Source organism: Thermogemmatispora sp. (assembly GCF_042408735.1).
Lineage (GTDB): Bacteria > Chloroflexota > Ktedonobacteria > Ktedonobacterales > Ktedonobacteraceae > Thermogemmatispora.
The window spans coordinates 1-11,619 of sequence record NZ_JBHOQV010000053.1 but is presented as its reverse complement, the minus strand read 5'-3'; the positions used below and the strand labels follow the sequence as shown (position 1 = coordinate 11,619).

Here is an 11,619-nt window from a genome sequence, read left to right as displayed (position 1 = left end):
TGTCTAGTGGGCTGTCTATCTGTCATGGTTGTCTGGCTGCATCCTTTCTTCTGCTCTGTTGGTCTGGCTGCTTCGATGGCGGCAAGGTGGGGGGCCTGTGGGGTCCTGCCGGCTGCCTCAGCCCGTCTCACTCAGGGCTGCCGCCCCCAGGCGGTCAGCCAGAACCAGACGGCCCAGAAGTCGTCGGCCTGCATCTCGGCGACGGCCTGCTGATAGAGCGGCTCCACTTCCTCGCGGCTGATGACGCCGGTCTTGACCAGGAAGGGCTTCAATAGATCGAACATGACGAATATATTTTTGAAGGTGCCGTAGTGCTGAGGGGTGCCGCTAGACCACTCCAGGACGCCACCGCGCAGGCGGACATCCTCGAAGCCGGCCCGGCGCAGCAGCGGGGCCAGGACGGGAGTGATGCCCAGATGACGCCCGTCGGGCGAGAAGCTCTGGCCGGCCCGCTTGAGGGCGGCGGAGCAGAGGGCGTAATAGCGCTCGGTCGCCGGGCTGGTGGTCAGGCCCCACTCGCTTTCGGTGAGGCGGAGCACGCCGCCAGGCTTGAGGAGGCGGCGACACTCGGCCAGCAGGGTGGGCCAGTCCTGGGGCCGCATGAAGCCGGCCAGGAAGCGGGCATTGATCAGATCGAAGGTGGCATCGGCGAAAGCCAGGGGCTGGAGAATATTCATGACGGTGAAGTGGGCGTTGGCGAGATGGCGAGCCTGGGCCTGGGCGTTGGCGTATTCGATCACCGAAGGGCTGAGGTCGACGCCGATCACCTCGACCTGGGGATAGTAAAAGGCCAACTCCAGCGCCCAGCCGCCGGGGCCGCAGGCCAGATCAAGAACCTGGGCCTCGGCTGGCAGCGTCTCCAGCTCGGGCAGCAGGCCACCCATCGCTTCGGTGACCAGGCGATCCTGTTGCATCAGGCGGGCCAGCTCGGCGGCCTCATCGGCATCGATGAAGTAGGTGCTATGCTCCTCTCCGCGCTGACCTTTGGCTGCTTGCTCTTCAGCAGCGGACATGGCGTCTAAGCTCTCCTTTTCTTGCTCTGCTCATGGTTGTGCTGGTACGTGTGGCTGGTGCCCATCGAGAAACGAACGGACAGGCAGCGACAGCGCCATCTTTCTCTGCCTACGCCGCCCAGTGAAGCCTTTGCTGGATGCGAGAGTCGATGTCGCCTGTCTTGCCCATTCCTCAAAAAGGATACCAGCCTGTGTCACACTTGACAAGGTTGCCTCTTCTTCCTCCTACAGCTGCTCCTCTGGGGCGCTCCTGGCCAGCAGCATGTTAATGATGTTCAGCTCGTGAGACATAAACAGGTAGTGATCAAGAAAGATCTTGCGCCGCGCCTCGGACAGGTTGTAGCTGCGGAAGACCAGGAAGGGAAAGCTCTCGTAGTGGTGGCTGAGAGGGAGGACGCTGTCGATAGGATAGAGGGTGCGCAGATAGCTTTCGAGGAGGCGGCGAAAATTCCAGGCGGAGTCGGCCAGGTTCTTCTCGCCGCTCTGGAAGTGGTTCCGGAAGACCTGGCTGACGAGCAGGGTATGCAGGGGAATGGTATAGTGCTGGTCGGCGTGCCGCGTTTCCTGGTTGACGTGCGGAATGACGCTTGCGTGTCGGCTGATGCGGTACAGCTCCTTGATCAAGACGATGCCTTCCTTGAGCAGCAGACGGATCTCCTCGTTGCAGCGTGGATCGTGCACCAGTTTCTCCATGCGCCTGAGCAGCTCCTCGCCGTTTCGATCGCTCTGCAACAGCCTCAGCAGGCTGATCCAGTATTCTTCGTGCAGCCGCCGCTTTTCCAGCGGCACAATCAGCAGGCTCCCCACGATGTAGGCCCGTTCCAGAGGGGGAATGGTCAGCAGGTGGTCGAAGCCGCGGATCGCGGCTTGCTCGAACTCGTGGGCCAGGCGATCCAGGACTGTCAGATACGGGCGCGGGAGGCTCTGACGCTTGCCCTGCTGGAGCGCCGGCCTCTGCTGAGAGCGACTGCGTTGGCCCGCTGAGGGAGGAAACAGCTCGATGCGGGCCTGGCTGAGGAGGCTGGTCAGGTACTCAGCCACCTCGCGGAAGGCCGGGTTGTCCGGGTGTTGATAGCGCAGGTCGTCGAGCTGGTCGAGCAGGCGCCCCAGGCGCGAGGTCAGGCTTTCGCCAGCGGAGAGGACGGCCTTGCCACCGATGGGGATCATCAGGAAGCGGCTATGCCCAATCTGGCCCTCCCCTTTGATGCGCGTCAGCAGGGAGGTCTTGAGAATGAGCAGGATGTTGAGCAGGGCCAGCAGGCTCTCGCGCAGGGACGACTCGCGCTCTTCGGCGCGGCTGTAGAAGAAGCGATCGGACAGGTAGAAGGTGATGCCCTTCTCAAGATTGTCAAAGTCGCCACCGCGCCCGCGGTAGATGACCTGGAGAATCTCCATCAGGTTCTGCTCGATGGCAAAGCGCGGCACGTCGACCAGGATCTCTCGGGCACGCTCGAAGGAGAGTCCACGGCTGGCCGAGGCGGTCATGAAGACGACCCGCACCTGATTTTGATAGTCCTGGACTTTGCGTTTCTCTTCCTCAGAGATGTTCGCGTGAATGGTCAGGTAGTCCTCGTAGAGCTGGAATTGACCCAGCCGCTTTTTTAGCACAGATATCAGTTCTGCCAGGCGTTGCTTGTCCTGGATGTAGACCAGAACCTGTGGGGCCTCGGGCTGCTGGAGAATGGCTAGCAGATCCTCCAGCAGATGCTGCTGCAGTCCGCTTTTGAGCTGGCGGCTGATAGCCTGCAAGGCGGTCGTGTCCTCGTATGGTTCGATCTCCAGGCCCACACGATAGCGCAGGCGCAGGGAGCTGGCCGGGTACGCGTTGGCGTTGATGCCGACGGCCTCCTGGCGTTTGAAGCGGAAGGTGCTGCGGCTGAGTGGCTGCGGCGGCTGGCTGGCGCGCCGAAAGTAGATCTTGTCCGGTTCGTAGGCGCTGTTTTCCAGGTGGCGCTGGATGAGCTGGGGATCAACGATCGAGGCGTCGGCCACAATGATCTTGCAGCGGATGGCCGGGCGGTTGAAAAGCTGGTACTGGCTGAGCAGGCTATGGATCCCCTCGACGAAGGCGGCGCCGCTCTCGTCGCCGGTGACCTCATCGATCATAAAGAAGATGTACTTGATGCGCTGGCTGAGCTGCTCCAGGGCCATCGGCTGGAGCAGCCCCTGGTTGGTCAGGCTCTGGAAGATCTTCTTGAGGTGCCCCAGAGTGGTGGCCTGCTCGCTGTTGGTGCGCCGGAGCGATTGTACGGCCACGGTGGCGACGATGGTGTTGGAAAGCTGCTCTGTCAGCGCGACGTTGATGGCCGAGCAGAGGCTGTTGAGAACGCCGCTGATGTTTTGGCCACGATCGATGAGCAGGCCCTCCTCGATTTCCTCCAGTCGGCGCTGACGCGGACGTTGTTGCTGGGCTTCGTGGCCTTCCGCCGGCAGGAAGTGGACACCGCTCACTGAGAAACGGTCGTTGCGCAGGGAGGAGTAGTAGTGCACTGTGGGTTGGCCGCCGTTGGCCTGGATATAGGCGGAGTTGGTCGTGAGGGCCAGCAGGGTGTCGCAGCGCAGGGTACCTTTTGGGCTGGGGTGACGGAACTTGTTGATGATGTCAAGGTTGACCTGCTTGCGGGGGCTGACGTAGATGAAAAGGAAGCCCTCGCCCTGCATGGCCCGCTCTTTGAGGAAGTTGACGATGGCGGTGGTTTTGCCGATACCGGGCGTGCCGGTCAGGAAGAGGTAAGGGGTCGCTTGTTCCAGCTCGCGACGGACCAGCTCCTCGTGCAGCGCGCGCAGGGTTCGTCCGGCGCATGGCTGGTTGGGGAAGAGGGCCTGCAGCTCGGGGGTCACCTGCCCGGCAGTCAGGGGGGTCTCCATGCCGACGAAGTCGCTAAGCCTCTCCTCGTGAGAGATCCAGTGCAGGCCGTCGCCCCGGCCGGGCTGCTCCAGAAGCTGCTTGATGAATGGCTCTCCCTGCTGGAAGCACCTGCGTACGTAGTGGCTGATGATGTCCAGGAGCCTCTGACGGCTGGCTTCGATCTCTTGACCGGCGGGGAGCAGACCCTCCTCGCGCTCCCGGTAGATCTCGGCGCAGGCTTCCAGGACGGCGACCTGATCGCGGCCCAGGGTCATGCTGTTGGTGCCGCGGTCGGTGTAGCCAATGATATGAAAGGTGATGTCGTCTTGCTGGCTCAGTAATTTGTAACGCAGTAGAAAGCGGTAAAAGCTGTAGGCGTAGCTCGCGGCCTGAATGAGCTTGTAGCTCTCTTTGTCCTGGCGGCTAAAGGCGTAGAAGTAACGTTTGAGGCCGGTGGCCAGCAGCTCTTGACCGCTGACCAGGGCGGTGTCGGTGTCGATGCTCAGGTTGGTGAAGGCGCTGCGGGTGCGCATGTAGCGTAGCTCGCGCAGCAGCAGGCCCTGGATCGCTTCGACGGAGGTGAGCTTGGCGGCGTCGCCCAGGCTGCGCACGCTGAAAACGGAGAGGTCGATGCAGAGGATGCGCCAGCCTTTGCCCTGACGCAGGAGGAGCAGCAGATCGGCCTGGGGAAACTGGCCGCGCCGGCGATAGGCTTCGTAGAGCTGCTCGCTCGCCGGGAGAGAGGGGATGTGCTGGCGCAATTGCTCGAGCAGCCCGGCGAAAGCCTGGGTCTCCTTTTTCTCGTAGGTGCCCAGACTGTTGGGACCGTGAAAGCGGCATTGTAAGTAGAGGAGTTCCGGGGTGGCTCTCTCGCTGGTCGTGAGGGCCTCGAGAAATTCCTGAAAGAAGGTCCGCCCTCCCAGGTAGCCGCGCAGGAGGATGAAGAGGGCCCAGAGGCGCAGTTGGTCCCGATCCCAGCTACTGAAGACGCTGTTGCGCTTGCTGAGCTTGCTGTAGAGCGACTCAAAGTGGAGCTGGGCCAGCTCCTGGCGGTAGTAGTCGTAGGCGGGATTGGTGAGGCAGGTCTCCTGGCCGAGGGCGCTCAGCAGGCCCGTGGCAAAGCCGATTTCGAAGAGCCGCCCCATGTCTTCGCCGAAATGCTGGTGGCCGGCCACAGGCTCTGATCCCCCAGCCTGGACGGCTGGCCTGCTCTCTGTCGATGAGGGCTTTCTTCCATCTGACATGCTGCCTGACCCTCCTTGTTCCTCTTCTTCTTCTTCTTCTGTTCTCCTTGTTTCTTTTTCTTTTGAGGGTCTCCTAAGATGACGGCCGTTGCTGGCTGTCGCCGTGTGGCTGCCCCTGTTCCCGGGCGCGCAACACTGCTCGCACCTGGGTCAGGAAGGCCAACATGTTGAAGCGCTGCTGGCCTTTCATGTGGGGAATGATGGCCTGGGCGCCGGTGCTGCGATCGCCGATGATGCGTTTGTAGGGATCGAGCTTCATCAAGGGAGTGGATGGTCTTTCAAAGCGCATGAAGTGCAGCAGGCTGAGGGCCTCGATCAGGTGATGCTTGATGGTGCCAGGCTGGTCGGGGGCTAGCAGGTCGGACCAGATGTACTGCTCGTAGCTGGGGTCCTGCTCGTAAACATGGGTGACCGTCGAGTAGGCCATAACGCCGTTGTAGACGTACTCCTGAGCGTTGCCCTGGCGGGCGGAGAGGGAGTAGCCATTGTAGAGGTTAAGAAACATGACGGTGCGCTTGCTGGGGTCGTTGACGACGTCGGCCAGCTCGCTCAGTTCGTCAATGTAGAGCGATTCTTGGGCTTGCCCGGAGGGATTGCGCTGAAGGTCAAGGACGTAGTAGAGGTCGCAGAAGATGGGGTAGACGCGGAAGTCGCTGGCGACCTCGCGCATGGCCTGGATGACGTGCTGGCTCATGAAGAATAGCTCGCGGGCCCCGCCTTTGGTGAGGCCCAGGGTGCGGCTGTAGGGGGCGTGGGCGACGTAGAGCAGATGGCGGTAACCCTGCTGGGCGCAGTAGCGCGCCTGTTCGATGATGATGTCGGGCTGGATGTGGATGCTCTCAGATGGGTGGTTGTCGGCGAAGGTCCGGAGCCGGCGCAGCACGAGGTCGCTGCCCTGCCGTTCCAGGCCGAGCACCTCGCCGTAGATGGTGGCCAGATAGTGGTCCTGCGCCTTTGTGTTGTAGTCACATTTGCGGCTGGAGACGACCAGAATCGCTACTTTGCCGGGCCGCTCCTGGGGGAGCGGCTGGCTGCTGGCGGGGGCCGTGGCCAGGTTGGCTGGCTGCTGTCTTGCTGGCGCCGTTGGCCGGGCCGCTCTGCCCGTGGAGGCTAAGGCCGCTGGCCGCGGCTTGAAGCGGTGGGGCAGGGCCGAGTAGAGCGAGCAGAGGGCGCTCCTGAGCTGGTGGACGTTACTGCCTTCCGCTTCCAGGGTCTTGAGATGCATGCCCTGCGAGCTGGTCAGGTAGTCGGCGCCCAGCAGGTGCTCCAGCACCTTGGTGATGCCGTGCAGGACGCTTTCGTCGTTGTAGTGCTCCTGGCCGGCCTCTTCTTTCTGGACGTGGATGCAGATGAGGGGGATGAAGCGCCGGGCCGGCTCGATGGAGGGAACGCTGTCAATGACCAGTTTGATGAACAGGTAGGCCACGAGCAGGTAGGTGAAGCGGTAGACGAAGGCCGCCTCGGAACGAACGGCCTGCCCCCGGTAGTGGTGGCCGTAGCCCAGGGCGATGTGCCCCAGGTCGCCGAAGCTCTTCTGGAAGAGGTTTTTGCTGGCCTCTTGCTGCTGCTTATCTGCCCCGATGGGAAGGAAGATGACGGGCAGGGCCTGCAGTTGGTCGAGGTCGCGGGTCATCTGATAGCTGCTGATGGTCTCCTCGGGAACGTCGGTCCGCTTGAGGAAGTAGAGTGGCTCGATCTGCAGGCTGACGTCCAGTTTGCAGAGGACGTTGCTGCTGATGCTGGCCTGCTCGATGCTGATATACTTGAGCAGCCTGTGCCGGCGCTCCTCCTGCAAGGAGAGGTCGTCGCTGAAAAATTCATGGCGGGAAAAGATCTGATCGAGATCTCTGGCGAGGACGCCGCTGCTCAGGGAGACTACCAGGGCGGTCCGGTAGGGGTCAGAGTGGGTGTTGGCCTTTTTGAGGGCGGTGATCAGGACGGCGCGCAGCTCTTCCAGCAGGGAGGAGGTGCCTCTGTGACTCTGTTGCTTCGACTCTAGCTCCGCGGCCAGTCGCCGTAGCGCGGCCTCTTTCTCCTCTTGGGAACCGGCTCGCAGGATGGGCAGAAGCTCGCGTTCAAAGTCGGCCTCCGGCTGGTAGGTGGGATCTTCCCAGCGCTTGAAGGCGAAGAAGTAGAGCACGGCCACGCGGACGATGCGCGTGTAGAAGGCTTCCAGGGTGCCGTTGTTCTCCGCCTCCTGCCGGCGCCTCTTAAAGGCGGGGCTGCCCGGCTGGAGCAGGGCCAGGTGGAAGGTGAAGGAAGGCTCTCCCTGGCCTCCGTGCACGTGAACCCTGCCGTTGAGCTTGAGGCGCAGGCCGTGAATGAAGCGTTTGATCCCTTGTGGCTCGTAGATGATTTCTCCGAGCTGGCCCGCGACTTCCCCGAAGATGGGCAGGGGATCGAAGGCGTCGGCCCTTGAGAATAGCTCGCGCAGGTTGATGGGCTGTTCCTGGTCGCCGTAGGAGACGAGGTAGTGGCTGTCGGGGTGGCGCTGGATGTAGGCTTCAAGCTGGTGCAGGCGCTCGACCAGGGTCTTGAGCAGGCGCGCGGCTTGCTGCTCCTGCACCCTGGCCTTGGGATCGCCGCTGAGGCTCTGTTGAATGTAGGTCAGGTAGTGGAGGCGCGCGGTGCGCTGGATGCGGGCCAGGGCCTCGTCGGTGATGACTTCGCAGATGTAGCTGATCCCCGGGGCTGCAGGGCCTGCTTCTTGCTGAAGGATAGCCAGGGCCTCTTTGACTTCCTCTTCGCTGGCCTGCCCGCTCTCGCCGTAGCTCTCAAGATGGGCCCGAATGCCCTCGATCAGGTCCTTTTTGAGGTCACCGATCCCCTGGACGTCGATGGTGAGTTTGTGCCCTTTTAGCCGTGTCTCGCTGGCCCTGCCAGGCAGCTTCTGGAAATGCAGACGATGCCGCTTGACAAACAGGGTCTCCTTGAGCGGATAGAGCAGGCGGTTGCGTCTCTGGTCACTGAGGGTCTTTTCGAACGTGTTTCCCGGCGTGGAGAAGTTGGCCAGGGGCTGGAAAAGGCTCCTGATGTACTCCTCTAGCGTCTGGTTCTCCGGCAGACGCAGGCCGGCCAGAGCCTGGCGCAGAGGTTGCAGGATGTGCTGCTCCAGGTCGCTGCCAAACTTGCTGCGGGCTTTGTCGTCGGCAAAGTGGATGCTGGCGTAGCTCGTGCCGGCAAGGTTCTCTACGGGCAGCGCGAGCTGCGTAGCCTGCTCGGCCACTGCCAGGGCCAGTCTGTCGAGGTTGAAGCTGAGCCGGTGCAGGTCCTTACTCGCCTGAATGGGGGCTACCTTTGGCTCCTCTGACTCCAATTCGGTCAATTTCTGGCCAATGGTCTCGAAGAGCTGGCTATAGTTGACGGCGGCCAGGTGATGCTCTCGTTGCTCTAGTGTGCTCATGAGTGGCTTTATCCTCCAGGTTCTTGCGCTGGGCTGGGGTGGACGGTGCGTCCTTCCTGGTTGGTCGCTTCTTGCTTCTCCTCCTGACGGGGATGGTGGTATGCATGAATGCCGCTATCCCCTTTTTCTAGCGAAACGCTGGCGGCATCTCTTTTTTGTAGAGGACCTGGGGCGGCGGATGGCTCCCGCGGCAGAGCAGGGGCCAGGTTCCCCTGGCGCGGGAGGGACAAAGGCGGCTCTCTGCGGGGAGAGGCCCGGTGACGGGCTGGTCGATTGGCCTGGCTGCCGGCCTCCAGGGGGATGCGCCCCGCAGGGCCAGCCAGGCTGGCCTGCGGGGTGGGAGGCTCGACCTCTGGCCTGATGGCTTCTTTCCTGGCAGGTACTGGGTCTCTCTAGTGGCGCGCTTCAGCGGGGCTGGTCCGTGCCGGCGCAGAGGTCGGCGGGACATTGCTCCCAGGGGACACGCTCCAGCAGCTCGGCGCGGGAGCTGGCTCCCAGCCGCTCGCGCACTCGATAGAGATGGCCGCGCACGGTGCTGGCGGCGATGCCCAGGCGGGCGGCGATGACCTCATCTTCCATTCCCTGGCGCAGCAGCAGCAGGACCTCCCATTCGCGCCGGCGCGGCGGTCCTGGTTCCTGGGGACCCCACTTGCGGCGAAAGGCTCGACGCTGGCTCATCGCTTCGCTGCCTCCTTCGATGCTGTCTGGGGCTGGCTCTGCTGTTCCCTGGCGCCCGGCAGGGGCAGAGCGGGAAGCAGGGTCTGGCTGCCAGGGACGAAGGGGACGAAGCAGGGCGCTGGCTCAAGGGGGGAGGTGGGGAGGTGGCCAGGGCTGTGCCCAGGAAGTGGCCTGGGGACGGGCACGGAGAGTGGCGCGCCCGTCGGTGGGGGAATGGGGGCCGTTGGGGTCTGTGGGGACGGCACTGGGCCGGGGCTGGCGGCGGTGAGACGACGAACCAGGGCGACGAGCTGGTCGAGGCGCAGGGGCTTGGCGAGCAGGGCGCTGGCGCCGACAAGCCGGGCGCTGAGGCGCTCGCGCCAGCTCGGGCGGGCGCTCATGAGCACGATGGGAATGCTGGCCAGCCGCGGCTGCTGCCGGAGGAGCCGGATCAGATGATAGCCGTCCAGGGGTCTGAGTGCGGGGTCGAGCAGGAGCAGGGCCGGCGGCTCTGGGCTGCGTGCCAGCTCCTGCAGGGCGCTCAGCCCGTCTGGATAGCAGCAGACGCGGAAGCCTGCACGCCGCAGGGCCAGGGCGACGATGAGACGGCAGACCGGCGAGGTGTCAACGACGAAGATGGGACCCGACATGCTCACGCTCCTTTCTCTTCTCCTCTCCATTCCAGGGCTTCCATGAGGGTGGCTGCTCCGAGCTGCGGAGGCGCTCGCGCGCTTGATCTGGGCGGCCGCTGGTCGCCCCGCTCAGACCCGGCGCCCTCCAACTGCAGAGCTGGCGGGCGCCTCCCTGTGGAGAAGCGCCGTTGGTGCGCCCGGGGCTCTGCCAGGGCGGCGCCCGCTGCTTTTGTTCTACCGGAGTGCCTGTAGGGTGGGAGGTGAGGCGCTGCTCCTGGTGCTGGTAGAGGCGCCAGGGGAGCTGCGCTGACGAAGGACGGCTCCACGCTGCTCATATGCGTTCTTGTGCAACAAGAACCGGCCGAGAGCAAGAAGCGCTTCCCATCGGCAGATGTATCTGCTATAATCGAAAGAGCTGATGCGTTGAACGTTACCTGACAAGCGTGCTGTATACAGTTGTGCGGCGACATGGCAGGCTCGCGGGGTGGTCTGGCGAGCTGGCGATGGGGTTGGCTCCGCCTGGCGGGCCGCCGGTGAGCGTGAGAGCAAGAAAGGCGGGAAGAGAGCGATGGCAGAGCGTGAAGCTGGTGAAGAGAGGACACCTGTGGTGCGTGTCTGGTTGCTGGGGCCCTTTGGGGTGGAGCTGCGCCAGCCGGATGGGAGCTGGCAGGAGGTGCCGGGCCAGCAGTGGAGGACGTATTTTTATGCGCGTCCGCTGTTGCAGCGCCTGCTGTGCGCGCATGGGAGGCGGTTGGATCGTCAGCAGTTGCTGGCAGATCTGTGGCCGCGGGAGGAGCCGAGCGAGGCGATGGAGCGCTATCCGGTGACGGCGGCGGGGCAGGTGAGGAAGGTGCTGGGGAGGCCGTCGCTGGTGCAGACCTACGGCCAGAGTTATCAGTTGGCGGGTCAGGGGCAGCTCTGGACGGATGTGGATGCGGCGCTGGAGGCTCTGCAGGGGGTGGGCCGCTGGGGAGAGGAGGGGCCGGAGGAGTTGTCGCGGTTGGAGCGGGCGGAGAGCTATTTTCGGCGGGGGCGCTTGTTGGAGGAGCAGACGGGGAGCTGGGTGGTGGCACGTCGGGAGTGGCTGGCCGGAGAGAGGCTGCGGACGGGGGTGAGGCTGGCGCGGCTGTATGAGCGGATGGGCAGTGTGAGGGAGGCGGCGCAGGAGTATACGCTGCTGTATGAGACGCATCCGCTGGATGAGAGGGTGTTGTTGGAGCTGTATGGGTGGTGGCTGCGTCAGGGGGAGAGGGAACGGGCGGAGCGGGTGTTGGAGGCGGGTCGGCAGCGGTTGGAGCAGGAAGGGCTGCCCTTTTCAGAGGAGGCGTGTGGGTTGTTGGAGCGGCTGCGGGAGGGGGAGGGAGACGAGTCGAGCGTTGGGCGACGGCTGCTGGGTGTGGTATACTGGGAGGGAAGCAAGCGAGCGGAGGGGAAGGAGGGGCGGGAAGAGCGAGTGAGAGTTGTGGCTCCGCGGAGTCTGCGGGCGCCCTGTGAGGGGGGGAGCTGTGAGGTGGGGGTGGTGGTCTGGCCGCTGATCTGGGGCCGTGGGGGACGGGGAAGCCTGCAGGAGCTGGAGCAGTTGATCCATCAGGAGCTGAGCATGGGAGAACGGAATGAGCGACTGGGGGAGTTGGTGGCGGGGATGGGGCAGCGGATGCCGAGGCGGATGGCGTTGCAGGTTTTGGCGGGGTTGCCGCAGGTGGTGATGGGGCTGGAGCTGGGGCAGAGAGGGAGGGGAGGCTGGCAGGAGGAGCAGGGGATGAAGGAGGGGAGGCTGAGGGAGGAGGTGCTGCCGGTGTGTGCGGGCAGCATCACGGCGTGC

At 63.8% G+C, this 11,619-nt stretch carries 6 protein-coding genes; 1 reads left to right on the top strand and 5 read right to left on the bottom strand.

Annotated elements, in window-relative coordinates; translation table 11 throughout:
- Nucleotides 1-131 precede the first annotated feature (131 nt).
- The 5 genes from ACFMO7_RS03595 to ACFMO7_RS03575 all read right to left on the bottom strand — a co-directional run bounded on the left by ACFMO7_RS03595 (nucleotide 132) and on the right by ACFMO7_RS03575 (nucleotide 9,815).
- Nucleotides 132-1,013 carry a class I SAM-dependent methyltransferase gene (locus tag ACFMO7_RS03595; protein WP_376794163.1) on the bottom strand — a complete coding sequence of 294 codons (882 nt, stop codon included), beginning with the start codon at nucleotides 1,011-1,013 and terminating at the stop codon, nucleotides 132-134.
- A gap of 225 nt (nucleotides 1,014-1,238) precedes the next feature.
- A complete protein-coding gene (locus tag ACFMO7_RS03590) occupies nucleotides 1,239-5,105 on the bottom strand; it encodes a helicase (RefSeq protein WP_376794162.1) in 3,867 nt (1,288 codons plus the stop codon).
- Between the two features lie 73 nt (nucleotides 5,106-5,178).
- Nucleotides 5,179-8,508, bottom strand: coding sequence for a hypothetical protein (locus ACFMO7_RS03585; protein WP_376794161.1), 3,330 nt, complete (start codon nucleotides 8,506-8,508; stop codon nucleotides 5,179-5,181).
- 405 nt (nucleotides 8,509-8,913) lie between these two features.
- Nucleotides 8,914-9,186 carry a helix-turn-helix transcriptional regulator gene (locus ACFMO7_RS03580; protein ID WP_376794160.1) on the bottom strand — a complete coding sequence of 91 codons (273 nt, stop codon included), beginning with the start codon at nucleotides 9,184-9,186 and terminating at the stop codon, nucleotides 8,914-8,916.
- Nucleotides 9,183-9,815, bottom strand: coding sequence for a response regulator (locus ACFMO7_RS03575; protein ID WP_376794159.1), 633 nt, complete (start codon nucleotides 9,813-9,815; stop codon nucleotides 9,183-9,185). Before ACFMO7_RS03575 ends, ACFMO7_RS03580 begins: the two co-directional genes overlap by 4 nt.
- Nucleotides 9,816-10,365: 550 nt before the next feature.
- Here ACFMO7_RS03575 and ACFMO7_RS03570 point away from each other — a divergent pair.
- The coding region (locus tag ACFMO7_RS03570; RefSeq protein ID WP_376794158.1) for a BTAD domain-containing putative transcriptional regulator at nucleotides 10,366-11,619 on the top strand (1,254 nt) is incomplete at its 3' end.

Excerpts from the sequence above, each read along its gene's own strand:
- ACFMO7_RS03580 (WP_376794160.1), bottom strand. The coding sequence starts at position 9,186 with ATGAGCCAGCGTCGAGCCTTTCGCCGCAAGTGGGGTCCCCAGGAACCA.
- ACFMO7_RS03575 (WP_376794159.1), bottom strand. The coding sequence starts at position 9,815 with ATGTCGGGTCCCATCTTCGTCGTTGACACCTCGCCGGTCTGCCGTCTC.
- ACFMO7_RS03590 (WP_376794162.1), bottom strand. The coding sequence starts at position 5,105 with ATGTCAGATGGAAGAAAGCCCTCATCGACAGAGAGCAGGCCAGCCGTC.
- ACFMO7_RS03595 (WP_376794163.1), bottom strand. The coding sequence starts at position 1,013 with ATGTCCGCTGCTGAAGAGCAAGCAGCCAAAGGTCAGCGCGGAGAGGAG.
- ACFMO7_RS03585 (WP_376794161.1), bottom strand. The coding sequence starts at position 8,508 with ATGAGCACACTAGAGCAACGAGAGCATCACCTGGCCGCCGTCAACTAT.